The sequence below is a fragment of the Pseudomonas haemolytica genome (assembly GCF_009659625.1).
Lineage (GTDB): Bacteria > Pseudomonadota > Gammaproteobacteria > Pseudomonadales > Pseudomonadaceae > Aquipseudomonas > Aquipseudomonas haemolytica.
Genome location: NZ_VOIW01000002.1, coordinates 512405 through 539294, shown reverse-complemented (window position 1 = coordinate 539294; position 26890 = coordinate 512405). Strand labels below are relative to the sequence as shown.

The following is a 26890-nucleotide window of genomic DNA, read 5'->3' as shown; positions in this document are numbered from 1 at the left end:
CCATAAGGGCGGATTTATAACCGCTCAGAGGATGATCCATGTCCAACCGTGAAATAACCCGGCGCTCGTTCCTTCAGGGCGGGCTGGTAGCGGGTGTGAGCGTCACGCTTACGCCGCTCAGCAACCAGGCGCTGGCTGCCTTGATGGAAAACAGCGTCACCGTGCCGTCCGAAAAATGGCTGGGCAATAACGGCAAGGCGCGCCAGCGTAACGATGCCTTGTCGAAAGTGTGCGGCAGCAAAGTGTTCGCCCGCGATATCCGTTCCAAAGACATGCCAGGTTGGCCTGAGCAGCAAGGCCACGCCATGCTGCTCAAGACCATCAAGGCCGACCATATTTATGCGGGCTACGACCTGTCGTGGCTCGGCGCCGATCTGCAGCCGGATCGTATTGTTACCGCTGCCGACCTGGACAAGGACGGTATCGTCTTTCCGGAAGAACATGCTCCGGATCCGCTGCTGCCTGAAGGCAAAGTGCCGATGTTCATCGGTCACCCGGTGGCGATCCTGATCTGGCACGACTTCGAGCGTTTCCGTCAGGCCAAGAACGCACTCAAATTCAATGACAAAGCGATTCGTTATGGCGCCAAAGTGCCTTATTACGAAGGCGACCCTTACGGTAGCTTCCGCTATGTGCGCGTGGGTGGCCCGACCTCGGCAGATGAAGACGAATTCGCCAGTCTCAAGGATTCGATCCTGTTCCCGATGTTGAAAAACCGTCGCCCGGTGTGGAATTCCCAGCCGAACCTGCACGGCAACCTGACCGAGCGCGGCCTGTTCTACGCCGACCGCATGAAGGGCCAGATCAACACGCCGCCGGATAACTGGCTGGTGTTTGACGAGCGCTACAAAACCCCGTCGATCGAACCGGCTGCCATGGAGCCGGACAATGGCAACGGCTGGTACGATCCGCACACCAAGACCCTGCATTTTGTGGTGGCCACCCAATGCCCGTTGGAAGTTGCGACCGAGACCGCAAAAATGATCTCGCCATCGCGCTTCGGCCTGGCCAGCCTTAACATGCACCCCGGTTACACCGTGGGGTACGGTTCCAAAGACCACAACATCTTTGTCTACTACGCGGCCCTCGCTGCGTTGTATGGCGGCGGTGTGCCGGTGCGCCTGGCGAATGACCGTTACGAGCAGTTCCAGAGCGGCATCAAGCGTCACTCGTTCGACATCCGCTACCAATTGGCGGTAGACAAGAACGACCACACCTTCAAAATCTTCCTCGCTGACATGAGCGTCGACGGTGGTGGCCGGATCAACTACAGCCCCTCGGTAGCGGCAGTGGGCGCCACGGCCGCACAGTCGATCTACTACATGCCGCAGAACGACCTGCAAGTCACCGCGTATCACTCGCGTGGTGTTGAGGCCGGCTCGATGCGTGGGTACGGCACCCTGCAAAGCATGGCAGCGACCGAAATGATGGTCGACGAAATTGCCGGGCGCCTTGGTGTGGATGCAATCGAACTGCGCCGCAAGAACGCACTGCGCTCGGGCATGAAAAACACCCAGGGCGCGATTCCTGCCGGTGCCTTGCGCCTGCACGAAATTCTCGACAAGGCCGCTGTGCACGACGTCTGGAAAAACCGCGACGCGATCAAGCAACAACGCGAAGCCGCCGACCCGGATAACTGGTACGGCATTGGTTTCGCCATCTGCCAGAAAGACTTCGGCACCGGTTCCGAAGCGCCGATGGCCAGTGTCGAATTCACCGCTGACGGCCGCATCAGCCTGCGCCACATCGGTATCGAAATCGGCACCGGCATGTCTACCTCTCAATCGCTGGTGGTGGCCGATTTCCTCGGCAGTCCGGCGCACGACGTCAAGACCGGCGAAACAGAATGGAAGGAAATGCAGCTGATCACCAGCGGCAACCCTTACATCATGAGCCAGGCCGAGCAGGACAACTTGCTGCGCAACCCGCGTTGGGTTGGCAAGCTCGCTTCGGCGTCTTCCGCGACCAACTCGGCGTACTACTTCAGCCACGCCACCCGTGAAGCGGCGCGCGTGCTGTTCAACCACGGTCTGTGGCCCGCGGCGCTGGAGATCTGGCGCCAAGGCCCATTTGGCGGCCAGGCCAACCCTTATGTGGTGCGCCGTGAAGATGCGCATTGGGTCGACGGCAAACTCACCGCCAACGGCATGCAGCCGTTGAGCTTTGAAACGCTGGCCAAGCGCGCTCACGAGCGTGGCCTGGTCACCGCTGCCACTGTCCACGGTTTCAACCGCTGGAGCTGGGCAGAGGCTGAGTACAGCATCGACGGCGTGCGCGAGCGTCTGCCGCTCGACGCTCTGGCCGTGAAGTACGGCGACGGTGCACCGAAGGCCAAGCAAGCGCTGATGAGCACTGCCGGTTTCCACTTGCTGGATCGCCAGAACATCAGCTACCCAGCGACGCAGTTGAACAACGCTGCGGTGACTTACTACAGCCCGGTCGCCACGCTGGTTGAGCTGAAGGTCAACAAGGGCTCGGCGCAGGTCGAGGTACTCAATCACCATTCGTGGGTCGAGTGCGGTCGTGTGCTGGTTGAGCAATTGGTTAAAGGCCAACTCGAAGGCGGTGTCGCCATGGGCATCGGTCACGCGTTGATGGAAGAGATGCCGCTGTATGAAGGCGGGCCGGGGGAGGGGGACTGGAACTTCAACCGTTACCGTCTGCCGATGGCGCGTCACGTAGCCGTCTGGAAACAGACGTCGGAGATTCTGCCGGCGCTGTCGCCAAGCGATCCGTCCAAAGGTATCGCTGAAGTGGTGATGATTCCGATCGTCGGGGCCATCGGTAACGCCGTGGCGCATGCCATCGGTAAACGTGTTCGCGACCTGCCAATCACTGCTGCGCGCATCAAGGAGGCCCTCAATGGCTAACCGTCCGCTTCAACTGACCCTCAATGGTCAATCCGTCGGCCCGGTGGACATCCCTGATGACCTGCCGATGATCGATTACCTGCACGAATACAAAAACCTTACCGGCTCGCGTCTTGGCTGCGGCCAAGGCATTTGCCACGCTTGCGTAGTGATCGTCGACAACCCGGACGGCACGAGCGAAGAAGTGCGCACTTGCATCACGGGCGCGCATTACTTCGAAGGCAAGAAAGTGCGCACCATCGAATCGCACGCCAAGCGCGACGAGTCGGGCCAGGTCACTGAGCTGAACCCGATCCAGCAGCGCTTCGTGGATGAGTTCGCGTTCCAGTGCAGCTACTGCGCGCCGGGCTTCGTCAACGCGGCGACGGTGCTGGTGGAAAAGCTGCAACGCCAGCCGACCGTGCAAAGCAAGCTGGAGCAAGTCATCGAGGACAGCCTGGGCCATCATGTCTGCCGTTGCACCGGGTACGTGCGTTACTACAACGCCACCCGCAACGTGCTGACCGATCTCGGCCTGGTCAAGGAGGGTTAAGCATGAAGGTTTTTCTGACCCGCCTGACCCTGGCGGTCGGCCTGGCTGCGCCGGTGTTGCTTGCCCATGCCGATGATCAGGTCAAGCGCGGCGAATACCTCGCCCGTGCGGCTGATTGCATGGCATGCCACACTGCGCCGGGCGGAGCGCCGTTTGCGGGCGGCCTCCCGATCGTCTCGCCGTTCGGCACGATCTTCGGTACCAATATCACGCCGAGCAAGGACCACGGCATCGGTTTGTACAACGATGACGAGTTCTTCGCTGCGCTGACGGAAGGCAAGCGTCGCGACGGTGCGAATTTGTATCCGGCGATGCCGTACACCTCGTACCACCTGATGCCGCGCGAAGATTCGGACGCGATTCATGCGTACCTGAAAACCATCGAGCCAATCGAGCGCGCAGCACCGGTGACCAGCCTGAGCTTTCCGTTCAACGTGCGTCTGGGCCTGATGGGCTGGAACGTACTCTACGGCAAAGCCCTCAAACTGGAGCCGGCCGAAGGCAAAAGCGCAGCCTGGAAACGCGGCCAGTACATGGTCGAGGTGCTCGGGCACTGCGGCGAATGCCATACGCCCCGCGGCCTGCCGGGCGCGATGGAGTTGGACAAGCGCCTGAGCGGCGGCGTCCTCAATGGTTATCTGGCGCCCAGCCTGCTTGCCACTGACCTGGCCGCTCGCGGCTGGAACGAGCAGGATCTGGGCACGTTCCTCAAGCACGGCATGAGCGCGCAAGGCACGATGTTCAACGAGATGTTCCCGGTGTTCCACAACAGCACCCAGGGCCTGAGCGATTCGGATCTGGCTGCGATGGCGACGTTCCTGCTCGGCGATAAACCACCGCCGGCTCAAGCGCTGGTCGAAGTGCCGGTGGATAAACTCAGCCCAAGCGCTCAGCGCGGTCATCAGGAATACTTGAACGTCTGCGCCGGTTGCCACGCCGCGGGTGGCGAAGGCAAGCCGCACATTGCGGTGGCCATGCGCGGCAACACCACGCTGCGCCTGCAAGACCCGCGCAACCTGCTGCGTGTGATCGAGGACGGTATCGGTGAGCAGAAATTTTCCGGGTTCGAGCGCATGCAACCGATGCCGGGTTTCGCCGGAAAACTCAGCTCGCAGCAACTGACCGATCTGCTCAACTATCTGCGTCAAGGCTGGGGCGGGCAATCGGCTGAGCTGGCGGTGAACCAGGTGCAGAAGCTGCAAGCTGAGGCGCCGGCCATCGAGCATAAGGCGCAATGACGGCAGCGTAGCGCTAGGCTGAAGCGCACAACAATTGTGGGAGCGATCAAGCCGCTCCCACATTGTGTGCTTACATTCCGAATTTATCCCGCAACCCGTAGTACCAAGCCCCCAACGCCGCAAATGGCGTGCGCAACATCTGCCCGCCCGGGAACGGGTAATGCGGCAAATCCGCAAACGCATCAAAACGTTCTGCCTGGCCTCTTAGCGCCTCTGCCAGTACCTTGCCTGCCAGGTGCGTGTACGTCACGCCATGGCCGCTGCAGCCCTGTGAGTAATAGATGTTATCGCCAAGGCGGCCGACCTGCGGCAAGCGCGACAGGGTCAACAGGAAGTTGCCGGTCCAGGCGTAGTCGATCTTTACGTCTTTCAACTGCGGGAATGCCTTGAGCATTTTCGGTCGGATGATCGCTTCGATATTCGCCGGGTCCCGCGCGCCATACACCACGCCGCCGCCGAAGATCAGGCGCTTGTCGCTGGTGAGGCGGTAGTAATCGAGTAGATAGTTGCAGTCCTCGACGCAGTAATCCTGCGGCAGCAAAGTTCTGGCCAATTCATCGCCCAATGGCGCAGTGGTGATGACTTGGGTGCCGCACGGCATCGACTTGGCCGCCAGCTCCGGCACCAGGTTCCCAAGGTAGGCATTGCCCGCGACGATGATGAATTTGGCTCTGACCTTGCCTTCGGCAGTGTGAACCACAGGATTGGCGCCGCGCTCGATACGCACCGCAGCCGAATGCTCATAGATCGTGCCGCCCAGGGACTCCACTGCCGCCGCTTCACCCAGGGCCAGGTTGAGCGGGTGGATATGCCCGCCACTCATGTCGAGCAGGCCGCCGACATAGTTGTCACAGGCCACCACTTCGCGGATGCGGCGCTCATCCAGCAACTCCAGTTGCGTATGGCCGTAGCGCTCCCACAGGCGCTTCTGCGACTCCAGGTGGCCCATATGCTTGCTGTTGAGTGCGGCGAACACGCCGCCATCCTTCAAGTCGCACTGAATCTGGTATTTGGCCACGCGCTCACGGATGATCTTGCCGCCTTCAAAGGCCATATCCCCCAATAGTTGTGCTTGCTTGGGGCCGACACTGCGCTCGATCACATCGATATCGCGGCTGTAACTGTTGACGATCTGCCCACCGTTACGACCCGAGGCACCAAAACCCACCTTGGCGGCTTCCAGTACTGTTACGCGAAAACCGTTCTCCAGCAGAAACAGCGCGCTGGAAAGCCCGGTATAGCCGGCACCGATCACGCACACATCGGTTTCGACTTCACCTTGCAGTACGGGGCGGGGTGGAACTGCATTCGCAGAAGCGGCGTAATACGACTGGGGGTAAGGGGTGTTCGCCATCCTGGAACCTCTGTTTTATATTTTTTACGAGTGCGGCGATCCTACCTGAGTTGAAAATTGCCTGCCAGCCACCCGAAAATCCCAGGTATGCCTGGCGCAAATAAAAAATTCGCATATTCATAGGCTTAGCTGCAAAAAAGATGTTGACACCCCTCCGGAATTCCGTAGAATGCCGCCTCACAGCAGGCACGTAGCTCAGTTGGTTAGAGCACCACCTTGACATGGTGGGGGTCGTTGGTTCGAGTCCAATCGCGCCTACCAAACAAAATCCGCTCTGCTGGGCGGTCTAGAAGGGCTCACCGAAAGGTGGGCCCTTTTTTGTTGTCTGTGATTTGGGCCACAGTCACCCAGAGACGCCTCGCGGCGTACTGTCATGTTTCGAATGTCCGGTCAGCAGAACAGCGTAGCCACCGACAGCAGGCAAATGACCTGGGCGACCATCTGGCAGCGTATCTCGCCAATCGTTGTCGCCATATTGCTTATTTGTCCGGCATACATAGCGGGAACCCTCATTGTCGGCATAGCACCGTGAACCAACTGCAGGTACACACAGCTGCATCATGGAGTATAGGTTCTGATTGGGAATCTTCACGGCTGAAACGATTGTGAATTCGCCATCGAGCTGCCCGCACTACTTTTTTCAAAAGAGCCTCGTCTGAATCCCTCATGGCGCCCGACTACCTGGCGCCATCCCCCACAAAATTTATTGGTTTGCAGCAACAATTTTTCTTGTTGGACACCCCCGTCCCCCAGGCAGCAAAGTTGCCGCCACTGACGCTCGACCTTCCAGGTCAACAATAAAAAAACCGAGCCGACTGCACGCCACTTTCATGCTGTGAGCCCTTTGCCCACATCCTGCTGTAATGGCGCCGCAGCGCGCACTAAAGGACCTTCCCGCCATGCAAACAGTTGTGAATTTATGGCCGTTGATCGGCGTACTTGTCATCGTGGTCGGCTTTGTATTGCGCTTCAATCCGCTGTTGGTGGTCACCGCCGCCGCTATTGCCACCGGGCTCGCCGCCCAGTTCCCGCCGGAAAAAATTCTCGCCACCATGGGCGATGGCTTCCTTCAGACCCGTGCCCTGCAATTGATTCTGTTATTACCCCTGGCGGTTATCGGCCTGCTGGAGCGCCATGGCTTGCGCCTGCATGCGCAGAACTGGATCGCCCGCTTCGAGCGCGCTACGGTCGGGCGCTTGCTGATCATTTACCTGTTTGTGCGTGAATCCACAGCCGCCATGGGGCTGACCAGCCTAGGTGGGCATCCGCAAATGGTGCGGCCGCTGTTGGCGCCGATGGCCGAAGGTGCAGCGGAAAAACGCTACGGCAAGCTGCCGGACAAGCTGCGTCACAAGGTATTGGCCATGTGCGCGGCCACCGATAACGTCGGTTTGTTTTTTGGTGAGGACATCTTTGTCGCCTTCGGTGCAATTGCCTTGATGCACACCTTCCTGCTGGGTTCGGGGATCGATGTGGAGCCGCTGCATATTGCGGTGTGGGGCATCCCGACGGCGATCTGTGCCTTCATCATTCACGCTATCCGCCTGCATCGCTTTGATCGACGACTGACCCGTGAGATGAGTCTTGCTGCCACTTCGGTGGAGGCTGCCCAATGATCATTTCCATTCAATACCTGTATTGGTTGGCGGGCGTTTTGCTGCTGATCACTGCGGGCATGATCCTGCTTGACCGTTCCCATCCCAAGCGCTGGTCGAGCGCACTGTTCTGGTTATTGTTCGCCATTCCGTTTTTGGTAGGCGAGCGTCTGCCATCGGTGGTCATTGGCGTGGGGGTAGTGGTGATGGCCTTGATTGCGGGCATGGGCGGCGTTGGCCGTGGTCAGCACGCCGAATTGCACGACAAGGCTTCTCGCGCCAGTGCTGGGCGGCTGGGCCACAAGTTGTTTATCCCGGCGTTGGCGATTCCCCTGACCACGGTGATTGGCTCGGTATTGCTCAAGCACACCGAAATCGGCGGCGTACCGCTGCTGGATCCCAAGAACACCACTTTTGTGTCCCTCGGCATCGGTTGCCTGATTGCCCTGGGCCTGGCCTGCTGGCTGACCCGCGACACGCCGGTGCAAGCCTTGCGCGAATCCCGCCGCCTGACCGAGGCGCTGGGCTGGGCCATGGTGCTGCCGCAGATGCTGGCGATGCTCGGGTTGCTGTTCAATGAGGCCGGGGTGGGCACTGCGGTTGCCCACGTCACTACCACTTACATCAACCTGGATTACAAGTTGGTGGCGGTGATGGTTTATGTGCTGGGCATGGCTTTATTTACTGTGATCATGGGCAATGGCTTTGCGGCCTTCCCGGTGATGACCGGTGGCGTCGGCGTGCCCGTGCTGGTGGGGATTTACGGCGGCAACCCCGCTGTGATGGCGGCTATCGGTATGTTTTCCGGTTACTGCGGGACGCTGATGACGCCGATGGCGGCCAATTTCAATATCGTCCCGGCTGCATTGCTGGAGTTGCCCGATAAAAACGCGGTGATCAAGGCGCAGATACCCACAGCGTTGATGATGCTGGTGGTCAATATCGTGCTGCTTTATCTGTTGATGTGAGGCCACTATGCAAACCGTACTGCTGACGGGCTTCGAGCCCTTTGATAACGACTTGGTAAACCCCTCGTGGGAGGCGGCGCGAGAGCTGGATGGCGTGCAAGTGAGCGAGGGAGTGCAGATTGTTGCGCGTTGCTTGCCTTGCGCATTTGCCACCGCGGGTGAATACCTGGCCCAACTGATAAGCGAGTTGAAGCCGGCGATGGTGATTGCCACTGGCCTGGCACCTGGGCGCAGCGAGATCTCCATCGAGCGGGTGGCGATCAATATCAACGACGCACGTATCCCCGACAACCTCGGGCAACAACCGATTGATACGGCTGTGGTGGTCGATGGCCCGGCTGCATACTTCTCGACGTTGCCGATCAAGGCCATCGTCAAAGCGCTGCGTGATGCAGGGTTTGCGGCTGCGGTTTCGCAAACGGCGGGGACCTTCGTGTGTAACCAGGTGTTTTATCTTTTGCAGCATCGGCTGGCCGGGGCCGGAGTTCGCAGTGGGTTCATCCATGTGCCGAGTTCGCCGCCAGCCGGCCAGCCTTCTCTGGTTGATGGTTTGCGGCTTGGGGTTTCCACGGCCTGGTTGACCCAGGCGGACGTGGTGGAGACAGGCGGCCAGGTGAGCTGATGGCAGGGATACGAATTCAGTACTTTATGGGGTAGCGTCGACTACAGTACAAAAACGTATCCGCCTCGGACAATCATTATGCCCAAGTCCCCAAAGTTCTTATCTGTTGTGTTAACACTCGCGCTGTTTGCAGGTAGCGGTCTTGCTCTGGCTGATCCCGGCAACGGAAAGGGCCAGGGTAATGGCAAAGGGAATGGCCAGGGCGGGCATGGCCAGGACCATTCCAAAGGCAAGGGAGGGGCGGGTCATGGCCCCAGTGTCGATCGAGCAAGCGTACTGAGTGTGTTGGGAGGTTCCCGCGATTACTGGAGCCCAAGGTCCGCATTGCCGCCGGGAATCCAGAAGAACCTGGCGCGTGGCAAACCACTGCCACCCGGCATCGCCAAGAAGCTCGATGGTCGCTTGGCAGGGCGGTTGCCGCACTACGACGGATATGAGTGGCAGCAAGCCGGAACCGACTTGATATTGGTGGCCATTGCCAGCGGTATCATCTACGAAGTCCTCAACGGGGCCTTTGATTGAAAGACGAAAAGCAGAGCCGCCGGCCTTGTCATGGGCTTGCGGCGTATCGAGGATCATGCCGGCTGTTTCGCCAGGAGGGTGTGCGTTTACAAGCGTTAGGGCGACCCGTAGATTGCATGGGTCCGCTCATGAGGAAGCCGCGCAGTGTCTATTCGAAATCCAGCCGTATTCAGCCGGCGTTACCGTGCCTTCCTGTTCGATATGGACGGGACCCTGCTTAACTCCATTGCTGCCGCAGAGCGTGTGTGGAGCATTTGGGCTGAACGCCACGGCCTGGATGTAGAGGCTTTCCTGGCCACCATTCATGGCGTTCGTGCGATTGATACAATTACTCGCCAGGCGTTGCCGGGTGTTGATCCAGAGGTGGAAGCTCGGTGGATTACCGAGGCTGAGCTGAACGATGTCGAAGGTGTGGTGGCGATTCCGGGCGCAGTAGAGTTCTTGACGCGCTTACCCGCCGATCAATGGGCGTTGGTCACGTCTGCGCCAAAGGCGTTGGCGTTGCGCCGGCTGCAAGCGGCGGGTATTCCCGTGCCGACGGTGTTAGTGACGGCCGAAGATGTAGCGAGTGGCAAGCCTGATCCGGCCTGTTATGTATTGGGCGCGCAGCGCTTGGGCGTGGCGGTGCAAGACTGCCTGGTGTTTGAGGACGCCGCGGTGGGCATTCGAGCGGGCGAAGCAGCAGGGGCAGATATCATGGTTGTAACCTCGACACACTTGGTAGCCATGATGACTCCGCACGCTTGCATCGAGGGGTACGGCACGTTGCGCGCCCTGCGCGATGTTGATGGCTTGCTGTCGTTGCGAAAGCGGGAGCCATGATGCGCAGAAGGCCGAGCCCGTTACCGGTCTCGGCCTACTGCGCAGGTGACTTGATCAGATAATGCCTGCAATCGGCTGTTTTTCATCCCTTGGCGCGACACCACCATTTCCCTGAGTAATTCAGTGGCGAGGCGGCTAATGGCTGCTTTACCGTGATAGTGCGCTCGTACGATGCCAGTAATTGCAAAGTGATCGGTTTCCGGGCCACTGAGGACGGCTGACAGGGTACCGTCAGCATGCAGTGTGCACTTAACCCTGTAGCTGGGCAGGCGCTCTGCCAGGGCTTTTTCGATTTGAGATTTGCTGAGGGTGTCCATCTGGTTTTGCACCTTTCACTGACTGCGCAAGCCCAAGCATAGGTCGTGTTGCAGGGCTGTAAATACCGACGATCCGATAGCGGGTTGAGGCGCTCAGCGTGCGGTTTTTTGATGGGCGCGATGCGCTGCACGCTGGCACAACTTGCGCAAAATAGCCTGTTGGATGGGCTTGAGGCAGAACACAAGCAGGTAGCCGCAGAGAAGGAGGGCCAAATCCGCCCAGGATTGGGCGTCGGGATCTGCCATTTCAACTTCCACTCTTACGCCATACCCAAGCGCCAAGAAGGCCAGCCCTATCAGCAGGGCGATCATCCAGGATCTGGAAACAAGGGGTTGTGTCGCGGCTGGCCTCATCGACGTGCTCCTGAACGCACTCGGATGGCAGGATATTGTGTCAGAAATTGGGCTGCGAATAGTTCAACAAGTTCCAGATACCCTGACAGTTTCATCTTGCAGCGAAGGGCATGCTCAAGGCGCGCCGGTCACGCTGTAGAACGCGAACAGGTCAATTGGGTTTTCGCCAGCCATTACAGTGAACGAAAAGGCTGGCTACTGAGGCGTTTCAAGGCGTCTGGTTTTTGTCGGGTGCAGTCAGGCCAGCCTGGATGCGCTGGTAAATCTCCTCGCGATGCACGGCAACGTCCTTGGGTGCGTTGATGCCGATTCTTACTTGCTGGCCGCTAACGCCCAGAATGGTGATCGTAATGTCATCACCGATGTTTATGCTTTCACCGACTTTGCGGGTGAGTATAAGCATGGAGTTCTCCTTGATTACTTTTAAGGACACATGTTTCAGACAGGGCAGGTGTCGGATGTGTGTAGCTTACTGCGAAGCGCTTCCCTGTGACTGCCTCTTTTAGGACGCATAGAGGCGACATTAATTCCCATGGCGGCATCATACAGGTCGCAGTACATCATTCGCATTGTTTAAGCCAACGTTTATGACGGCCAGAATAGACAGTGAATGGTAAAGTCGCCTCTTTATCCTCAAAGGAGCAGGGCAGTGCGTAAAGTAGCGATGGCAATTGTGGTGTTGGCATTGGCCGGATGCGGTGAAGGTAAATCGGTCGATGCCCCCAAGGCCAAGCCTGCCGTGGCCGAAAGCCTGCCACAAGCCGGTGCGATTGCCGCTCAGGAGTGGGATATCTGGGTCGGCCCGCCGGACCACAAGCTGCAGGCGATCACCGACCTCACCGCCTGGTTGCTGGAACATGGTTTCACTTTTTACATCGTGAAGGTCGATGGCAAAGATGAAGTGCTGCTGGGACCGTTCGCCACCAAAGCGGAGGCCGAAGCCAGGCAGGCGTTGCTTAACGAAAAGATGGTGCGGGCCAAGAAAACCGACACGGTGTCGGAGATCATCGAACATAAGGTCGCGCAGTAAGAGCCTGAGTGGGCGGGAGCCCCGCCCACATTCAACCGCAGGCCTTCAGGTCCACCGGGCCGACGAACTCATTACCACGCCCCATCACGCAGGCCACGGTCTGGTTGCGCTGACGCTCCCAGGTTTGTACCGGATAGCTCTTGTTCCAGGCTTCATACAGTTGTCGGTCCTGCTTGGACAGGCGCAGGCCGTATTGTTTGCTCATATAAAAGTACGTGCGTGCGATCATTCCGCGAATAGACGGGCGCGGCATGACCTTCTTGGCCTTGAAGTCCACCTGGGTCAGGCATGAGCCGTACTGCCCGCTTTGCACTGGCAGCCAACCAAAACTGAAGTTGTTACGATCGCCATTCACTTCGCCGATGCTCGGCACCAGGTTGTGCAGGTCAGCCTCGGCGCGCTTGAACACATCGTCGTGGCGCGTGCAGTTTTTTCGCCCGCCACTTTGCCAGCACTGGCGCTGATGCCCGATTTGCCAGGCCGGCACGATGTGTTCCCACTCGATGCGCGCGGCGCGGTTGGCATTTTTGCGCGGGATGTAGCCACAGGCTTTCAGGTTCACACGGTTACCCGTGTATTTGCAGCCGCAGTAGAACTCGGTGGATTGCGGAGCGTAAAGCTTCCAGGCAATTTTCTTGGCTTCGCTAAAGGTCCGAGGGGCTTGGGCGTTGGCGGTGACGGTAAAAAACAGACAGCACAGAGCAATAAAACGGGCACTCATTCAATCAATCTTCCTTCGGCACAACCCAGAAAATCTGCACACCACCGTCATCTCGATAGGCGAGGGTGACGTTGTCGTTTTCCGCAATCTCTTCCAGTAAACGTTGCCACTCGTCCTCCGGCTCATCGGGTAAACGGAAGATCAAGGCTGCCTTGGCTTTCTGGGCGTTGGTCGAATTGATGATTTTTTGCACGCGAATGGCAAGGCGCTGGTAGGCGTCAGGCGGTGTGGGCGCTGCGGAAGGGGACTTTGCCACGGAGTGTTCCTTAGTAAGCTGTACGCACATACAGTATTTAACTGTAGGCAATTTCGCAACTGCTTAAATTTCAAGAAGTTCGTCTGACAGCGCTTCAGGGAGTTTGTTGAACTGTGCGGGGAGGGGGAGGGGCTGTAGGAGCGAGCTCGCTCCTACAGGTAGATCACCAGGAATCAGTATTCCCAGAACATCCGTTGCAGTTCCTTGCTGTCCTGGGTCTTGGTCAGGGCGACCATAGCCAGGATGCGGGCCTTCTGCGGGTTCAGGTCATGGGCGGCAACCCAGTCATATTTGTCGTCAGGCTGTTCTGCGTTGCGCAGGACGAAACCGCCGGCATTCACGTGGGAAGAACGAATGATCTGCACGCCTTGCCTGCGCAGTTCCTGCAGGGCCGGGACCACTTTGGACGATACCGAGCCATTGCCGGTACCGGCGTGGATGATGGCCTTGGCACCAGCCTGGGCCAGGGCCTTTGCGGCGGTGTCGCTCACGTTGCCGTAGCCGTAGGCAATTTCCACATCAGGCAGGCTCTTGATGGTCTTGATATCGAATTCAGAATCCATGGTATGACGCTTGGCCGGCAGGCGGAACCAGTAGGATTTGCCTTCAACGACCATGCCCAACGGGCCCCACGGGCTCTTGAAGGCCTCCGTCTTTATGTTGATCATCTTGCTGACGTCGCGACCCGATTGGATCTCGTCGTTCATGGTAACCAGCACGCCTTTGCCTCGTGCATCCTTGCTGCCTGCGACGGCAACGGCGTTGTACAGGTTGAGCATGCCGTCTGCCGACATGGCGGTGCCTGGGCGCATGGAACCGACCACAACGATAGGCTTGTCGGTTTTTTCTACCAGGTTCAGGAAGTAAGCGGTTTCTTCAAGGGTGTCAGTGCCATGGGTAATGACGATGCCATCCACGTCCTTGCTGTCGGCCAGTTCGGCCACGCGACGACCCAGTTGCAGCAGGTTTTCATTGTTGATGCTTTCCGAAGCAATTTGCATCACTTGCTCGCCGCGTACATTGGCGATCTGGCTAAGCTCAGGAACACCGGCGATCAGTTGTTCGATGCCGACTTTGGCTGCCTGGTAGGTGGCACTGTTGGCCGCGCTGGCGCCAGCGCCAGCAATGGTACCGCCCGTGGCGAGGATGACCACGTTGGACAGCTTGGTCTTGCTCTCAACTTCTTTTGCCTGGGCGGCAACAGGGAATAGCAGCAGAAGGGCGAGGGCGCCCGGGACGAAGTTCTTCAATGCAGATTTCATTATTTTTCTCTCTGGTTTTTGATGAGTGCGGTAGCAGGTTCATCTAGAACACCCGGGCGGTTCTGAACGCCTCGAGGTGCAGGGAAAGAGCACGATTTGTACCAGTCTGAGCGTGTTCGCATTTATAAATTAACGTGTTGATTTAAAACAACTTATATTGATTTTAAGGTTTGCTTGAGCCAAGTGTTGTCCGGCTTTCCGAACGGATGGGGTGATCGCGTTCGGTTGTCCGAAAGCTATCACGGTATGTCCTTGTACCCTGAGTGACATTGGCACCATACCTGTCGTTTCAGAGGGCGTTTGAGCGCGCAGGGTGCTTAAACGTATCAGTGGCAAAAGTAAGAAGGATCGGCATGGAGGGGAGGAATCAAAGGCTGGTTTCTCCCGTTGACAAATCTCGACAAGGTTCTCATAGTTTGAATAACGCAAACGTTTGCGAGATGTTTCGCGGTGCACTCCTTGAGTATCGTGATCGCTCGTATCAGCCGCCCGGATGGGAGGGCTGCCGAAGGGGTCTTCGGTGCAAGCGTTGCTCACAATAATCATAAGATCGGAGTGAACCCATGAAGCTGCCATTTGCCGGACGTCTTCTTGCTGTCGCTGTGCTTGCTGCCGCATCCGCCGCCTTGCCTCTCTCTTCTGCATTTGCCGATGACGCCGCCGCCAAACCCAAGGTCGGCCTGGTGATGAAATCCCTCGCCAATGAATTCTTCGTCACGATGCAGGACGGCGCCAAGCAGTACCAGAAAGACCACGCCGCTGACTTCGACATGATCACCAACGGGATCAAGAACGAAACCGATACCAGCGCGCAGATCGATATCGTCAAGCAGATGATCCTGTCCAAGGTGAATGCCATCGTTATCGCGCCTGCTGATTCCAAGGCCCTGGTAAAGGTGCTGGAGGATGCCTCTAAAGCCGGTATCAAGATCGTCAACATCGACAATCGCCTGGACCCGGGTGTTCTGAAAAGCAAAAACCTCGATATCCCCTTCGTCGGCCCTGACAACCGCAAAGGCGCCAAGCTTGTGGGCGATTACCTGGCCAAGCAATTGGCCTCGGGAGACAAGGTCGGCATTATTGAAGGTGTACCCACCACAACCAATGCCCAGCAGCGCACGGCCGGCTTCAAGGACGCGATGGACGCTGCCGGCCTGAAGATCGTCTCCACTCAATCAGGCAACTGGGAAATTGACGAAGGTCGTAAAGTGGCTTCCGCCATGCTGAGCGAATACCCGGACCTCAAGGCCCTGTTGGCCGGTAACGACAATATGGCCCTGGGCGCAGTCTCTGCCGTACGTGCAGCGGGCAAGGCCGGCAAGGTTCTGGTCGTAGGCTACGACAACATCGAAGCCATCAAGCCGATGCTGCAGGACGGCCGCGTTCTCGCGACTGCCGACCAGGCGGCCGCCCAGCAAGCCGTGTTCGGTATCCAGAACGCGCTGAAGCTGGTCAAGGGTGAGAAAGTCGAGGCCAACGATGGCGTGATCGAAACCCCGGTTGAACTCGTCCTCAAGCAGTAATCCTGGCAGTACCCAACAGCGCTCGCTCGTCCTGGGCGGGCGCCTGGAGATTTTCCTATGTCATCTTCCGCCCCGAACGCTGTCCTCTCGGTCAGCGGTATCGGCAAGACCTATGCCCAGCCGGTGCTGTCCGACATCACCCTGACGCTCAATCGCGGGGAAGTGCTGGCGCTGACCGGTGAGAACGGCGCAGGTAAAAGCACCTTGTCGAAGATCATCGGCGGCCTGGTCACACCCACCACCGGGCACATGCAGTTCAACGGTCAGGATTACCGCCCCGCCAGTCGCACTCAGGCCGAAGCCTTGGGCGTGCGCATGGTCATGCAGGAACTCAACCTGCTGCCGACGCTGACGGTGGCTGAAAACCTGTTCCTGGATAACCTGCCGAGTCGCTGTGGCTGGATCAGCCGCAAGCAACTGCGCAAAGCTGCAATTGAAGCCATGGCCCAGGTCGGCCTGGACGCGATCGACCCGGATACGCTGGTTGGCAGCCTGGGCATTGGCCACCAGCAAATGGTCGAGATTGCCCGCAACCTCATCGGCGACTGCCATGTGCTGATCCTCGACGAACCCACGGCCATGCTCACTGCCCGTGAAGTCGAGATGCTGTTTGAACAAATCACCCGCCTGCAGGCCCGGGGCGTGGCCATCATTTATATCTCGCACCGGCTGGAAGAGCTGGCCCGCGTCGCCCAGCGCATTGCGGTATTGCGCGACGGCAAGCTGGTCTGCGTCGAGCCGATGGCCAATTACAACAGTGAGCAACTGGTGACCTTGATGGTCGGCCGCGAGCTGGGCGAGCACATCGACCTCGGCCCGCGCACCATCGGTGGCCCTGCCTTGACGGTGAAGGGTCTGAGCCGTTCGGACAAGGTGCGCGATGTGTCCTTTGAAGTGCGGGCTGGCGAGATCTATGGCATTTCCGGCCTGATCGGCGCCGGTCGCACTGAACTGCTGCGCCTGATCTTCGGCGCCGACCCGGCCGACAGCGGCACCGTGGCCTTGGGTTCGCCCGCCAAGGTGGTCAGTATTCGCTCGCCGGTGGATGCGGTCGGTCATGGTATCGCCCTGATCACCGAAGACCGCAAGGGTGAGGGCCTGTTGCTGACCCAGTCCATCAGCGCCAATATTGCCTTGGGCAACATGCCGGAAATCTCTGCTGGCGGCCTGGTTAATGGTCGTAATGAAACCGCCTTGGCCAAGCGCCAGATCGATGCCATGCGTATCCGCAGTTCCAGCCCGGCGCAATTGGTGTCCGAGCTGTCGGGCGGCAACCAGCAGAAGGTGGTGATTGGCCGTTGGCTGGAGCGCGATTGCGCCGTGATGCTGTTCGATGAGCCAACCCGAGGCATCGACGTCGGTGCCAAGTTCGATATCTACGCCTTGCTCGGTGAACTGACGCGCCAGGGTAAAGCGCTGGTGGTGGTGTCCAGTGACCTGCGTGAGCTGATGCTGATCTGTGACCGCATCGGTGTGTTGTCCGCCGGGCGCCTGATCGAGACCTTCGAGCGTGACAGCTGGACCCAGGACGAATTGCTCGCCGCCGCCTTTGCTGGCTATCAGAAACGTGATGCGCTGCTCAACGAAGCAGCGCCTAGGAATACCCCATGAAAACAAACATTTCCCCCGGTAAAACTGGCGGCAACTTCTACGGCCTGGGTACGTACCTGGGGCTGGCCGGTGCCTTGCTGGCGATGATCGCGCTGTTCTCGGTGCTCAGCGACCACTTCCTGTCCTATGACACCTTCAGCACCCTGGCCAACCAGATTCCGGACCTGATGGTGCTGGCGGTGGGCATGACCTTCATCCTGATCATCGGCGGTATCGACCTGTCGGTAGGTTCGGTGCTGGCATTGGCAGCGTCGGCCGTCAGTGTGGCGATTCTGGGCTGGGGCTGGAGCGTGTTGCCGGCCGCTTTGCTGGGCATGGGTTGCGCCGCATTGGCCGGTACCATTACCGGTTCAATCACCGTGGCCTGGCGCATTCCGTCATTTATTGTATCCCTCGGTGTGCTGGAGATGGCTCGAGGCGTGGCTTACCAAATGACCGGCTCGCGCACCGCGTATATCGGCGACTCGTTTGCCTGGCTGTCCAACCCGGTTGCCTTTGGTATTTCCCCGTCGTTTATCATCGCGCTGCTGGTAATCATCGCGGCCCAACTGGTGTTGACCCGTACCGTATTCGGGCGTTACCTGATCGGTATCGGCACCAACGAAGAGGCGGTGCGCCTGGCTGGCATCAACCCCAAACCCTACAAGATCCTGGTGTTCAGCCTGATGGGCTTGTTGGCCGGTGTGGCTGCCTTGTTCCAGATTTCACGCCTGGAGGCGGCGGACCCGAACGCCGGTTCGGGCCTGGAGCTGCAAGTGATCGCTGCCGTGGTGATCGGCGGCACCAGCCTGATGGGCGGGCGTGGCTCGGTGATCAGTACGTTCTTCGGTGTGTTGATTATTTCGGTGCTCGCGGCCGGCCTGGCGCAGATCGGCGCTACGGAACCCACGAAACGCATCATTACCGGTGCCGTGATCGTGATTGCCGTCGTCCTCGATACCTACCGCAGCCAACGCGCCAGTCGGCGGGGCTGAACCATGGCAACGATCAAGGATGTGGCAGCGCTTGCAGGTATTTCCTACACCACGGTGTCCCATGTGGTGAACAAGACGCGCCCGGTCAGCGAGCCGGTACGCATCAAGGTCGAGGCGGCGATCAAGCAACTGGACTACGTGCCCAGTGCCGTAGCACGCTCACTCAAGGCCAAGACTACGGCTACTATCGGCTTGCTGGTACCCAACAGCCTCAACCCGTATTTTGCCGAGTTGGCTCGGGGCATCGAGGATTACTGCGAACGTAATGGCTACTGCGTGATCCTCTGCAACTCCGACGACGACGCTGAAAAACAGCGCAGTTATTTGCGCGTATTGCTGGAAAAACGCGTCGACGGCTTGATAGTGACGTCGGTGGGCGGCGATGACAGTGGCCTTGCCGCTGGCTTGAGTGCGGTGCGCACGCCCATGGTGATTGTCGACCGGGCACTGGATGGCATTGATGTCGATCTGGTACGCATCGATCACGAAGAGGGCGCTTACCTTGCGACCCGGCACTTGCTGGAGTTGGGGCACCGGGACATCGCCTGTATCGGCGGCCCCGGGCATACCCGCGTGGCACAGATGCGTCTGGCGGGTTACCAGCGTGCGTTGAGCGAAGCGGGTGTCGAGGTGTTGGCCAGTCGCACCCTGGAAAGCGATTTCACCAGCACGGGAGGGTATGCCGCAGCCGTGCAGTTGTTAGCGGAGGATCCGCCCAGCGCGATTTTCGCCAGCAACGATATGATCGGTTTTGGCGTGCTGCGCGCTGCCGCCGAGCGCAATATCCGCGTGCCGGGCGAGCTGTCGGTGATCGGTTTCGATGACATTCAGATGGGCCGCTACGTCTACCCGGCGCTGACCACGGTCGGGCAGTCGATCCTGCAACTGGGCGAGACGGCGGCCGAGTTGTTACTGCAACGAATAGCAACACCCCAACTGCCGATCGATCAACGTATCGTGACGCCGAGTATTGTTTTGCGTGAGTCGACGGCACCATTGGCCGGTGTGTTCGCCCAATACCGCTGAACGCAATTGATGAGTACTGATGTATGCCAGCAAAAGTAGTGGTAGTAGGCAGTTTGAACATGGACCTGGTCACCCGCGCCAGTCGCTTGCCGCGTGCCGGCGAAACCCTGGTCGGCCAAAGCTTTTCCACCGTTCCCGGCGGCAAGGGCGCCAACCAGGCAGTCGCGTCGGCGCGCCTGGGGGCCGGCGTCGCGATGATCGGGTGCGTGGGTACTGACGCCTACGGCGGCCAATTGCGCGAGGCGTTGCGGGTGGAAGGGATCGATTGCCAGGCGGTCAGCACCGTGGAAGGTTCCAGCGGTGTGGCGTTGATCGTGGTGGATGACAGCAGTCAGAACGCAATCGTCATTGTGGCGGGCAGCAATGGTGAGCTGACGCCTGCCTCTTTGAAAGCTTGCGACGCTGTGTTGCAAGCGGCTGAAGTGATCATCTGCCAGCTTGAAGTGCCGATGGACACCGTTGGGTATACGCTCAAGCGTGGTCGCGAACTGGGCAAGACAGTCATCCTCAATCCGGCCCCCGCGAGCGGACCTTTGCCGGCGCAGTGGTACGGCTCAATTGATTACCTGATCCCAAATGAAAGCGAGGCCACCGCTCTGAGTGGTGTGACGGTCGACTCGCTCGACAGCGCCAAGGTTGCCGCGACGGTGTTGATCAACGCGGGGGCGGCTAAAGTCATCATCACCCTCGGTGCCCAGGGCGCCCTGTTTGCCGATGGCCACAGCTTCGAACACCTGGCGGCGCCGAAGGTCAAGGCGGTGGATACCACGGCCGCTGGCGATACTTTTGTGGGCGGCTTTGCCGCCGCGCTGGCCGCGGGCAAGAGCGAAACCGAGGCGATCCGTTTTGGCCAGGTGGCGGCTGCGTTGTCAGTGACCCGCGCCGGCGCTCAACCTTCCATTCCTACGCTGCAAGACGTACAAGGTTTTGTGCCCTCATGAAAAAGACACCTTTGCTCAATATCGCCCTGTCACGCGTGATCGCGTCCCTGGGGCACGGTGACATCCTGGTCATCGGCGATGCCGGTCTGCCGGTGCCTCCCGGCGTCGAGTTGATCGACCTGGCGCTGACCCAGGGTATTCCGGATTTCATCAGCACCCTGCGCATCGTGCTTAGCGAAATGCAGGTGGAGAGCCACGTGTTGGCGGAAGAAATTCTGCTTAGACAACCGCCTGCGCTGACCGAGCTCAATACGCTCACAGAGCAAGCGGCGCTGGGTGAGCGGCGCCTTGTCAGCCATGACCAGTTCAAACAACTGAGCCGCACTGCCCGCGCGGTTGTGCGCACCGGCGAGTGCCAGCCTTACTGCAATATCGCGCTGGTATCCGGCGTAACGTTCTAGTGTCCCCCTACGACAAGGAGTGCTTTATGCAACGTGGTCTACCTACCCTGAAAAACCTGTTCCGGAGTGTTCTGCTTTTGTCCGCGCTCACTGCTGCAAGCGCCCAAGCGGCGGAAAAAATCGACCTGATCATCGACACCGACCCAGGTGCCGATGATGTGGTGGCGTTGTTGTTCGCCATGGCCTCGCCGGAGGAGTTGAGCATTCGCGCACTGACCACCGTCGCCGGTAACGTGCGCCTGGACAAGACCTCCCGCAATGCGCGCCTGGCGCGCGAGTGGGCAGGGCGCGAGGACATTCCGGTGTATGCAGGCGCGCCAAAACCGCTGCTGCGCACGCCGATCTACGCAGAGAATATTCACGGCAAGGAAGGCATTTCCGGCGTTACCGTGCACGAACCTAAAAAAGGCCTGGCCGACGGCAATGCCGTTGACTACCTGATCAAGACCTTGAGCACCGCCAAGCCCCACAGCATCACCATCGCCATGCTCGGCCCACAGACCAACCTGGCACTGGCACTGACCCAGGCGCCTGAAATCACCCAGGGCATCAAGGAAGTGGTGGTCATGGGTGGGGCGCATTTCAATGGCGGCAATATCACTCCAGTGGCCGAGTTCAACCTGTTCGCCGACCCGGCTGCGGCTGAGATCGTGCTGAAAAGTGGTGTGAAGTTGACCTACCTGCCGTTGGACGTGACCCACAAGGTTCTCACCAGTGACGCCCGTCTTAAAAAGATTGCTGACCTGAACAACAATGCGAGCAAAGTCGTCAGCAGTATTCTGAATGAGTACGTCAAAGGCGATATGGAGCATTACGGCATCCCCGGTGGCCCGGTCCACGATGCCACCGTGGTTGCCTACCTGCTCAAGCCTTCACTGTTCAGCGGTCGTCAGGCCAACATGGTCGTAGACAGTCGCGAAGGCCCGACCTTTGGCCAGACCATCGTAGATTGGTACGACGGCCTCAAGCAGGAGAAGAACGTGTTCTGGGTTGAGAACGGCGATGCCCAGGGCTTCTTCGATCTACTGACCGAGCGCCTGGCGCGTCTGAAGTAAGACGTTTACCGGTCGGCGTTCGTCGGCCGGTTCTTATTCGCGCTCCTGGGCGCCCATGTGGTCGGCGGGGTATTTCTCGAATACCTGGCCGATGAACGCTTGTGCCGCCTGGGTGCCCAGTTCCTTGACCAGCAGGTCGATACCAATGATCGCCAGTTCTTCCGGACTTCCGGGGCTGTAGGAGCTTTGCCCTTGGGGCCACTTGGCTTTGATGTCGGCTTGGATCGTTACGGTGGTCATGGAAGTCTCACGGGCTGAAAATACTGGGCAATGCGCTGGAACGCGGTTCCAGCGCGCGCAGTTAACCATTTTGTACGACATTTGGCACTGCTACTTAGGCATCAAGGAGGGGCTGTGCGACACTGTCGCCCTGATTAATGGCCGGGAATACCGTGTGCAAATCGATTTGAACAAGTCCGATAACCTCACGCTGGAAGCCGTGCGCCAACTGCTTGGCAGCGCCAGTGACGATGAACATACCCAGCTGCGGGTAAGCAAGGCTGGCATTGCCTACATTTCTTCAGGCGTAGTAGGGGGCGCTGATATCGGTGGCCTGTTGTTTCGCCTGGAGACCTGGGCCAAGGGCTCCGGTTATGTCGGTATCGTGGCGGCCAGCGACGAAGTCTGGGTCATGCAGATTTTTAACGCGTTGAAGCAGAATTGGCCTACACCCTCTTCTGACTACATTGATATCTACTAGGTGCGTTCATATCTAGTCACGATTGACAGGGCGCTTGACTGCTGTGAGTGAGGCAGACTTGCGCGCAGGCGTTTAACGTCTTGAAACCAATCGCTTTGACTGCTGTCGCACGATCTCTGTCCATTTTTTATCATAGGAGGCTTCATGCCTTGGAAGCTCGCATCATTCGGTACTTTGTTGGCAGCACTCGCATTGGCGGGTTGCACCACCCCGGGTGCCTCTGAGCCAGGCAAAGACGCCGCCGTGGCCGACGCCGGTCATAGCCGCTGTGAGTCGAAGGCTGCTGAGTTCGCGATCGGCCAGAAAGCCTCGCCGCAGTTGCTAGAGCAAGCACGTACACGTGCGGGGGCGCAGAATGCACGCATCCTCAAGCCCAACGATATGATCACGCTGGAGTATCGCTCCGACCGCTTGAACCTGAACACCGACAATAATCTGGTGATCAATCGGGTCAATTGCGGCTGATTGCCTTCCGGCTTTTGCCTCACCCATAAAAAACCCCGTCACATGGACGGGGTTTTTTTAGCTCAGCGCAGAATTACTCTGGGCGAACCTGTGCAGCTTGCATACCCTTTTGGCCTTTCTCAGCCACGAAGGAAACGGTTTGGCCTTCTTTCAGGCTTTTGAAACCGTCGCTTTCGATAGCTTTGAAGTGTACGAACAGGTCGTCACCGCCACCTTGAGGAGTGATGAAGCCGAAGCCTTTTTCATCGTTGAACCATTTAACGGTGCCGGTTTGGCGATTAGACATGGTGTATCTCCAAGAAACATATATTTTCAGTAGTGCTGTGCTGCTCAGGCCAACTGGGCACACTGGGCTATCATAGTCGAAATGTTCGACTTGGGAGCCCCCCCGAGGCACTGTTTGCAGATCAATCGCGTTGCATTTGATCATTGATCCGACTGAAAGCCCCGAAATACGGGGCTTTGCGACGAAATATCAGCTGTTAAAAAAAGCCGTAAAACCTGCGTAATTTGTGCGAAAAGGCAGTTTTCAGGCTGTTTTTTCAACGAAATGGCCGTCTGATCGGTGGTCAATCTTACTTTTTCTTCACGACTTTGCAGGACGAAATAGCCGCGACCGCTTTGTTTTTCAGCTCCGGGCTGGCGTTCTGATTGGTCATCAGTTCCTTGATTTCGGCAGTGCTCAATTCGGCATTGATCTTGTCAGCGCCGCATTCGCAGTGGGCTTTGGCGGTTTTGACGTCTACGTTCTGACTGGCGGCAGCGCTGCAGTCGTTGACGAAGGCGTCACGGGCGCCGGCTGGCCAGTTGGAGGGGGCTGCAGCCTGCGCGCCGAGGGAAAGGAGGCTCAGGGTAGCGGCGACAGCGAGGGTAGAGGTAAAACGCATCATGGGATGCTCCTTTGGGTCGAGGACGAACGGCGATTCTCAGTGGGTTTGAGGCTCGACGTACAGCCCAAGTTCACTTTCGCAGCTATAAAGCCATGAATTGCTCTTTACCCAAAGCTTCGCCGGCGCGATGACCGTTCATCTGTGCTAGCATCCTCGCCTGGCTATTTCCCGGCGCGCCATTTGCCGCCTCGCCACGTTCTTTTTGTTCACTCCAGTCACTCTGGTTCGATTATCGGTTGGCCGAAAGGCTCCTGCCGCTGTAAGGCAGGCGTTCATTACTGAACGGCCTGATATTGGATCTTGTACTGGCTCATCCCAACCCACGTGACCTTTGGTAGGGGTCACCACTAGGAGAGGAGGCGCCATGCCAACTATTACTCTTCCCGATGGCAGTCAACGTTCATTCGATCATTCGGTTTCCGTAGCCGAGGTCGCCGCATCCATTGGTGCCGGCCTGGCCAAGGCCACCGTGGCCGGCAAGGTCGACGGCAAGCTGGTTGACGCCAGCGACCTGATCACCAGCGACGCCAGCCTGCAAATCATCACGCCCAAGGATCAAGAGGGGCTGGAGATCATTCGCCACTCTTGCGCGCACCTGATTGGCCATGCGGTCAAGCAGCTGTACCCAACTGCGAAGATGGTGATCGGCCCGGTTATCGAAGAAGGCTTCTATTACGATATCGCCTATGAGCGTCCCTTTACTCCGGACGACCTGGCGGCCATCGAACAGCGCATGCACGCGCTGATCGAAAAAGATTATGACGTCATCAAGAAAGTCACCCCGCGTGCCGAAGTGATCGACGTGTTTACCGCTCGTGGCGAGGACTACAAGCTGCGCCTGGTGGAAGACATGCCTGATGAGCAGGCCATGGGCCTGTACTACCACGAAGAATACGTCGACATGTGCCGCGGCCCGCATGTGCCGAACACGCGCTTCCTCAAATCGTTCAAGTTGACCAAGCTGTCCGGTGCCTACTGGCGCGGCGATGCTAAGAACGAACAACTGCAGCGGATCTACGGCACGGCCTGGGCTGACAAGAAACAGCTGGCCGCCTATATCCAGCGCATCGAAGAAGCTGAAAAACGCGACCACCGCAAGATCGGCAAGCGCCTGAACCTGTTCCACCTCCAGGAAGAAGCGCCGGGCATGGTGTTCTGGCACCCGAACGGCTGGACCCTGTACCAGGTGCTCGAGCAGTACATGCGCAAGGTTCAGCGCGAAAACGGTTACCTGGAGATCAAGACCCCGCAGGTTGTTGATCGCAGCCTGTGGGAGAAATCCGGGCACTGGGCCAACTACGCCGATAACATGTTCACCACCCAGTCGGAAAACCGCGACTACGCCATCAAGCCGATGAACTGCCCCTGCCACGTGCAGGTGTTCAACCAGGGCTTGAAGAGCTACCGCGAGTTGCCGATGCGCCTGGCCGAGTTCGGTGCTTGCCACCGTAACGAGCCTTCGGGTGCGCTGCACGGCATTATGCGTGTGCGTGGCTTTACCCAGGACGACGCCCACATCTTCTGCACAGAAGAGCAGATGCAAGCCGAATCCGCTGCGTTCATCAAGCTGACCATGGACGTTTATCGCGATTTCGGCTTTACCGAAGTCGAGATGAAGCTGTCCACTCGTCCGGAAAAACGCGTCGGCTCCGATGAGCTGTGGGATCGCGCCGAAGCGGCACTGGCCGCTGCACTCGACAGTGCGGGGCTTGCGTACGACCTGCAGCCGGGTGAGGGTGCGTTCTACGGTCCGAAGATCGAGTTCTCGCTGAAAGATTGCCTTGGTCGCGTCTGGCAGTGTGGTACCCTACAGCTCGATTTTAACCTGCCGATCCGTCTGGGAGCCGAATACGTCTCCGAAGACAACAGCCGTAAACACCCGGTTATGCTGCACCGGGCGATCCTCGGCTCATTCGAACGGTTCGTCGGGATCCTGATCGAGCACTACGAGGGCGCGTTCCCTGCGTGGCTGGCTCCGACCCAGGCAGTGATCATGAATATCACTGATAAACAGGCAGATTTTGCCGCTGAAGTTGAAAAAACTCTCAATGAAAGCGGGTTTCGTGCCAAGTCCGACTTGAGAAATGAAAAGATCGGCTTTAAAATCCGCGAGCATACTTTGCTCAAGGTTCCCTATCTTTTGGTTATCGGAGATCGGGAAGTCGAGATGCAGACTGTCGCTGTGCGTACTCGTGAAGGTGCTGACTTGGGCTCGATGCCCGTCGCCCAGTTCGCTGAGTTCCTCGCGCAAGCGGTTTCCCGGCGTGGTCGCCCAGATTCGGAGTAATTACTATTAAGCGTGAAATGAGACAAGATAAGCGAGCTGCACCGAAAGCCCCGATCAACGAGAATATCTCGGCACGCGAGGTTCGGTTAATTGGGGCTGAGGGTGAGCAGCTTGGGATTGTGTCAATTGAAGACGCGCTTCTTAAGGCTGAAGAAGCCAAGCTCGATTTGGTGGAAATTTCCGCCGATGCTGTACCGCCTGTCTGCAAGCTGATGGACTACGGCAAATCGATCTTCGAGAAGAAGAAGCAGGTTGCCGCAGCCAAGAAAAACCAGAAGCAGATCCAGGTTAAAGAAATCAAGTTTCGTCCAGGGACGGAGGAAGGGGATTACCAGGTAAAACTGCGCAACCTGGTACGTTTCCTGAGTGATGGGGACAGGGCCAAGGTATCCTTGCGATTCCGCGGCCGTGAGATGGCCCACCAGGAGCTGGGGATGGAACTCCTCAAGCGGGTTGAAGCTGACCTGCTCGAGTACGGTTCGGTCGAACAGCATCCTAAGATGGAAGGACGCCAGCTGATCATGGTCATCGCCCCGAAAAAGAAGAAGTAATCA

The 26890-nt window shown here is 58.5% G+C and carries 30 protein-coding genes and 1 tRNA gene; 21 read left to right on the top strand and 10 right to left on the bottom strand.

Annotation, left to right across the window (positions count from 1 at the left end; translation table 11 throughout):
- Positions 1–38: 38 nt before the first annotated feature.
- The 3 genes from FRT59_RS08720 to FRT59_RS08710 are packed head-to-tail and all read left to right on the top strand — an operon-like array spanning position 39 to position 4640.
- Positions 39–2870, top strand: a complete 2832-nt coding sequence (locus FRT59_RS08720; protein WP_153870969.1) for a xanthine dehydrogenase family protein molybdopterin-binding subunit — start codon at positions 39–41, stop codon at positions 2868–2870.
- Positions 2863–3402, top strand: a complete 540-nt coding sequence (locus FRT59_RS08715; protein ID WP_038369461.1) for a (2Fe-2S)-binding protein — start codon at positions 2863–2865, stop codon at positions 3400–3402. Before FRT59_RS08720 ends, FRT59_RS08715 begins: the two co-directional genes overlap by 8 nt.
- Before the next feature lie 2 nt (positions 3403–3404).
- Complete coding sequence (locus tag FRT59_RS08710) at positions 3405–4640, top strand: c-type cytochrome (RefSeq protein WP_153837996.1); 1236 nt, start codon at positions 3405–3407, stop codon at positions 4638–4640.
- 70 nt (positions 4641–4710) lie between these two features.
- Here the strand turns inward: FRT59_RS08710 and FRT59_RS08705 are convergent, their stop codons facing one another.
- Positions 4711–5994, bottom strand: coding sequence for an NAD(P)/FAD-dependent oxidoreductase (locus tag FRT59_RS08705; protein ID WP_034117586.1), 1284 nt, complete (start codon positions 5992–5994; stop codon positions 4711–4713).
- Between the two features lie 184 nt (positions 5995–6178).
- On the opposite strand from FRT59_RS08705, the gene FRT59_RS08700 reads away from it, so the two are divergent.
- From FRT59_RS08700 to FRT59_RS08675, 6 genes are all read left to right on the top strand, one after another.
- Positions 6179–6255: transfer RNA gene (locus tag FRT59_RS08700), tRNA-Val, on the top strand.
- 638 nt (positions 6256–6893) lie between these two features.
- Entirely contained in the window at positions 6894–7610 is a 717-nt protein-coding gene (locus FRT59_RS08695; protein ID WP_153837986.1) for a DUF969 domain-containing protein, read from the top strand.
- A complete protein-coding gene (locus FRT59_RS08690; protein ID WP_153837985.1) occupies positions 7607–8557 on the top strand; it encodes a DUF979 domain-containing protein in 951 nt (316 codons plus the stop codon). Before FRT59_RS08695 ends, FRT59_RS08690 begins: the two co-directional genes overlap by 4 nt.
- Positions 8558–8564: 7 nt before the next feature.
- Positions 8565–9179: a pyroglutamyl-peptidase I gene (gene pcp / locus FRT59_RS08685; RefSeq protein WP_034117589.1), complete on the top strand. Its 615-nt coding sequence runs from the start codon at positions 8565–8567 to the stop codon at positions 9177–9179.
- A 78-nt stretch (positions 9180–9257) separates the two neighbouring features.
- Complete coding sequence (locus FRT59_RS08680; RefSeq protein WP_153870968.1) at positions 9258–9701, top strand: anti-virulence regulator CigR family protein; 444 nt, start codon at positions 9258–9260, stop codon at positions 9699–9701.
- Between the two features lie 144 nt (positions 9702–9845).
- Positions 9846–10523 carry an HAD family hydrolase gene (locus FRT59_RS08675; protein ID WP_198809641.1) on the top strand — a complete coding sequence of 226 codons (678 nt, stop codon included), beginning with the start codon at positions 9846–9848 and terminating at the stop codon, positions 10521–10523.
- Between the two features lie 20 nt (positions 10524–10543).
- Here FRT59_RS08675 and FRT59_RS08670 read toward each other — a convergent pair whose 3' ends face one another.
- The 3 genes from FRT59_RS08670 to csrA form a co-directional block, all read right to left on the bottom strand.
- Positions 10544–10840, bottom strand: coding sequence for a hypothetical protein (locus FRT59_RS08670; protein ID WP_153870967.1), 297 nt, complete (start codon positions 10838–10840; stop codon positions 10544–10546).
- 93 nt (positions 10841–10933) lie between these two features.
- Entirely contained in the window at positions 10934–11194 is a 261-nt protein-coding gene (locus FRT59_RS08665; RefSeq protein WP_153870966.1) for a hypothetical protein, read from the bottom strand.
- Positions 11195–11402: 208 nt separating this feature from the next.
- A complete protein-coding gene (csrA, locus tag FRT59_RS08660; RefSeq protein WP_003192511.1) occupies positions 11403–11597 on the bottom strand; it encodes a carbon storage regulator CsrA in 195 nt (64 codons plus the stop codon).
- Positions 11598–11858: 261 nt separating this feature from the next.
- On the opposite strand from csrA, the gene FRT59_RS08655 reads away from it, so the two are divergent.
- The gene (locus FRT59_RS08655) at positions 11859–12224 is read left to right on the top strand and encodes a hypothetical protein (RefSeq protein WP_034117594.1); all 366 of its coding nucleotides are present in this window, start codon (positions 11859–11861) and stop codon (positions 12222–12224) included.
- 31 nt (positions 12225–12255) lie between these two features.
- Here the strand turns inward: FRT59_RS08655 and FRT59_RS08650 are convergent, their stop codons facing one another.
- From FRT59_RS08650 to FRT59_RS08640, 3 genes are all read right to left on the bottom strand, one after another.
- Entirely contained in the window at positions 12256–12945 is a 690-nt protein-coding gene (locus FRT59_RS08650; protein ID WP_034117595.1) for an endonuclease, read from the bottom strand.
- 4 nt (positions 12946–12949) lie between these two features.
- Positions 12950–13201, bottom strand: coding sequence for a DUF1654 domain-containing protein (locus FRT59_RS08645; RefSeq protein WP_198809640.1), 252 nt, complete (start codon positions 13199–13201; stop codon positions 12950–12952).
- 173 nt (positions 13202–13374) lie between these two features.
- Entirely contained in the window at positions 13375–14463 is a 1089-nt protein-coding gene (locus FRT59_RS08640; protein WP_153870965.1) for an asparaginase, read from the bottom strand.
- A gap of 563 nt (positions 14464–15026) precedes the next feature.
- Between FRT59_RS08640 and FRT59_RS08635 the strand changes: the two genes are divergently transcribed.
- From FRT59_RS08635 to FRT59_RS08605, 7 genes are read left to right on the top strand one after another with little or no spacing between them, the layout of a single operon-like run.
- Entirely contained in the window at positions 15027–15986 is a 960-nt protein-coding gene (locus tag FRT59_RS08635) for a sugar ABC transporter substrate-binding protein (RefSeq protein WP_153870964.1), read from the top strand.
- A 57-nt stretch (positions 15987–16043) separates the two neighbouring features.
- Positions 16044–17597 carry a sugar ABC transporter ATP-binding protein gene (locus FRT59_RS08630; protein WP_034117599.1) on the top strand — a complete coding sequence of 518 codons (1554 nt, stop codon included), beginning with the start codon at positions 16044–16046 and terminating at the stop codon, positions 17595–17597.
- On the top strand, positions 17594–18571 hold the full coding sequence (locus FRT59_RS08625; RefSeq protein WP_153837980.1) for an ABC transporter permease: 978 nt from the start codon (positions 17594–17596) through the stop codon (positions 18569–18571). The genes FRT59_RS08630 and FRT59_RS08625 overlap by 4 nt, the downstream gene beginning before the upstream one ends.
- A 3-nt stretch (positions 18572–18574) precedes the next feature.
- Positions 18575–19597, top strand: a complete 1023-nt coding sequence (locus FRT59_RS08620; protein ID WP_034117601.1) for a LacI family DNA-binding transcriptional regulator — start codon at positions 18575–18577, stop codon at positions 19595–19597.
- 23 nt (positions 19598–19620) lie between these two features.
- Positions 19621–20538: a ribokinase gene (gene rbsK / locus FRT59_RS08615; RefSeq protein WP_034117602.1), complete on the top strand. Its 918-nt coding sequence runs from the start codon at positions 19621–19623 to the stop codon at positions 20536–20538.
- Positions 20535–20939 (top strand): D-ribose pyranase, encoded by a 405-nt coding sequence (gene rbsD / locus FRT59_RS08610; protein WP_034117603.1) that lies wholly within the window; start codon positions 20535–20537, stop codon positions 20937–20939. The genes rbsK and rbsD overlap by 4 nt, the downstream gene beginning before the upstream one ends.
- Before the next feature lie 26 nt (positions 20940–20965).
- Positions 20966–21994 carry a nucleoside hydrolase gene (locus FRT59_RS08605; protein WP_153837978.1) on the top strand — a complete coding sequence of 343 codons (1029 nt, stop codon included), beginning with the start codon at positions 20966–20968 and terminating at the stop codon, positions 21992–21994.
- A gap of 33 nt (positions 21995–22027) precedes the next feature.
- Here the strand turns inward: FRT59_RS08605 and FRT59_RS08600 are convergent, their stop codons facing one another.
- Entirely contained in the window at positions 22028–22234 is a 207-nt protein-coding gene (locus FRT59_RS08600; RefSeq protein ID WP_034117605.1) for a hypothetical protein, read from the bottom strand.
- A 154-nt stretch (positions 22235–22388) separates the two neighbouring features.
- Here FRT59_RS08600 and FRT59_RS08595 point away from each other — a divergent pair, with 154 nt between their 5' ends.
- A complete protein-coding gene (locus FRT59_RS08595; RefSeq protein ID WP_034117913.1) occupies positions 22389–22694 on the top strand; it encodes a hypothetical protein in 306 nt (101 codons plus the stop codon).
- A gap of 144 nt (positions 22695–22838) precedes the next feature.
- Entirely contained in the window at positions 22839–23159 is a 321-nt protein-coding gene (locus tag FRT59_RS08590) for an I78 family peptidase inhibitor (RefSeq protein WP_034117606.1), read from the top strand.
- A 73-nt stretch (positions 23160–23232) separates the two neighbouring features.
- Here FRT59_RS08590 and FRT59_RS08585 read toward each other — a convergent pair whose 3' ends face one another.
- Entirely contained in the window at positions 23233–23445 is a 213-nt protein-coding gene (locus FRT59_RS08585) for a cold-shock protein (RefSeq protein ID WP_003179963.1), read from the bottom strand.
- 289 nt (positions 23446–23734) lie between these two features.
- A complete protein-coding gene (locus tag FRT59_RS08580; protein ID WP_019820908.1) occupies positions 23735–24049 on the bottom strand; it encodes a hypothetical protein in 315 nt (104 codons plus the stop codon).
- 364 nt (positions 24050–24413) lie between these two features.
- Here FRT59_RS08580 and thrS point away from each other — a divergent pair, with 364 nt between their 5' ends.
- Together thrS and infC are read left to right on the top strand one after the other, a co-directional pair.
- The gene (gene thrS, locus FRT59_RS08575; protein ID WP_025857830.1) at positions 24414–26336 is read left to right on the top strand and encodes a threonine--tRNA ligase; all 1923 of its coding nucleotides are present in this window, start codon (positions 24414–24416) and stop codon (positions 26334–26336) included.
- The gene (gene infC, locus FRT59_RS08570) at positions 26336–26887 is read left to right on the top strand and encodes a translation initiation factor IF-3 (protein WP_170827566.1); all 552 of its coding nucleotides are present in this window, start codon (positions 26336–26338) and stop codon (positions 26885–26887) included. The genes thrS and infC overlap by 1 nt, the downstream gene beginning before the upstream one ends.
- Positions 26888–26890: the final 3 nt, after the last annotated feature.

Bases quoted from the DNA above. Each gene is read 5' to 3' on its own strand.
- FRT59_RS08720 (WP_153870969.1), top strand. From the start codon at position 39: ATGTCCAACCGTGAAATAACCCGGCGCTCGTTCCTTCAGGGCGGGCTG.
- FRT59_RS08715 (WP_038369461.1), top strand. From the start codon at position 2,863: ATGGCTAACCGTCCGCTTCAACTGACCCTCAATGGTCAATCCGTCGGC.
- FRT59_RS08710 (WP_153837996.1), top strand. From the start codon at position 3,405: ATGAAGGTTTTTCTGACCCGCCTGACCCTGGCGGTCGGCCTGGCTGCG.
- FRT59_RS08705 (WP_034117586.1), bottom strand. From the start codon at position 5,994: ATGGCGAACACCCCTTACCCCCAGTCGTATTACGCCGCTTCTGCGAAT.
- FRT59_RS08695 (WP_153837986.1), top strand. From the start codon at position 6,894: ATGCAAACAGTTGTGAATTTATGGCCGTTGATCGGCGTACTTGTCATC.
- FRT59_RS08690 (WP_153837985.1), top strand. From the start codon at position 7,607: ATGATCATTTCCATTCAATACCTGTATTGGTTGGCGGGCGTTTTGCTG.
- pcp (WP_034117589.1), top strand. From the start codon at position 8,565: ATGCAAACCGTACTGCTGACGGGCTTCGAGCCCTTTGATAACGACTTG.
- FRT59_RS08680 (WP_153870968.1), top strand. From the start codon at position 9,258: ATGCCCAAGTCCCCAAAGTTCTTATCTGTTGTGTTAACACTCGCGCTG.
- FRT59_RS08670 (WP_153870967.1), bottom strand. From the start codon at position 10,840: ATGGACACCCTCAGCAAATCTCAAATCGAAAAAGCCCTGGCAGAGCGC.
- FRT59_RS08665 (WP_153870966.1), bottom strand. From the start codon at position 11,194: ATGAGGCCAGCCGCGACACAACCCCTTGTTTCCAGATCCTGGATGATC.
- csrA (WP_003192511.1), bottom strand. From the start codon at position 11,597: ATGCTTATACTCACCCGCAAAGTCGGTGAAAGCATAAACATCGGTGAT.
- FRT59_RS08655 (WP_034117594.1), top strand. From the start codon at position 11,859: ATGGCAATTGTGGTGTTGGCATTGGCCGGATGCGGTGAAGGTAAATCG.
- FRT59_RS08650 (WP_034117595.1), bottom strand. From the start codon at position 12,945: ATGAGTGCCCGTTTTATTGCTCTGTGCTGTCTGTTTTTTACCGTCACC.
- FRT59_RS08640 (WP_153870965.1), bottom strand. From the start codon at position 14,463: ATGAAATCTGCATTGAAGAACTTCGTCCCGGGCGCCCTCGCCCTTCTG.
- FRT59_RS08635 (WP_153870964.1), top strand. From the start codon at position 15,027: ATGAAGCTGCCATTTGCCGGACGTCTTCTTGCTGTCGCTGTGCTTGCT.
- FRT59_RS08630 (WP_034117599.1), top strand. From the start codon at position 16,044: ATGTCATCTTCCGCCCCGAACGCTGTCCTCTCGGTCAGCGGTATCGGC.
- FRT59_RS08625 (WP_153837980.1), top strand. From the start codon at position 17,594: ATGAAAACAAACATTTCCCCCGGTAAAACTGGCGGCAACTTCTACGGC.
- FRT59_RS08620 (WP_034117601.1), top strand. From the start codon at position 18,575: ATGGCAACGATCAAGGATGTGGCAGCGCTTGCAGGTATTTCCTACACC.
- rbsK (WP_034117602.1), top strand. From the start codon at position 19,621: ATGCCAGCAAAAGTAGTGGTAGTAGGCAGTTTGAACATGGACCTGGTC.
- rbsD (WP_034117603.1), top strand. From the start codon at position 20,535: ATGAAAAAGACACCTTTGCTCAATATCGCCCTGTCACGCGTGATCGCG.
- FRT59_RS08605 (WP_153837978.1), top strand. From the start codon at position 20,966: ATGCAACGTGGTCTACCTACCCTGAAAAACCTGTTCCGGAGTGTTCTG.
- FRT59_RS08600 (WP_034117605.1), bottom strand. From the start codon at position 22,234: ATGACCACCGTAACGATCCAAGCCGACATCAAAGCCAAGTGGCCCCAA.
- FRT59_RS08590 (WP_034117606.1), top strand. From the start codon at position 22,839: ATGCCTTGGAAGCTCGCATCATTCGGTACTTTGTTGGCAGCACTCGCA.
- FRT59_RS08585 (WP_003179963.1), bottom strand. From the start codon at position 23,445: ATGTCTAATCGCCAAACCGGCACCGTTAAATGGTTCAACGATGAAAAA.
- FRT59_RS08580 (WP_019820908.1), bottom strand. From the start codon at position 24,049: ATGATGCGTTTTACCTCTACCCTCGCTGTCGCCGCTACCCTGAGCCTC.
- thrS (WP_025857830.1), top strand. From the start codon at position 24,414: ATGCCAACTATTACTCTTCCCGATGGCAGTCAACGTTCATTCGATCAT.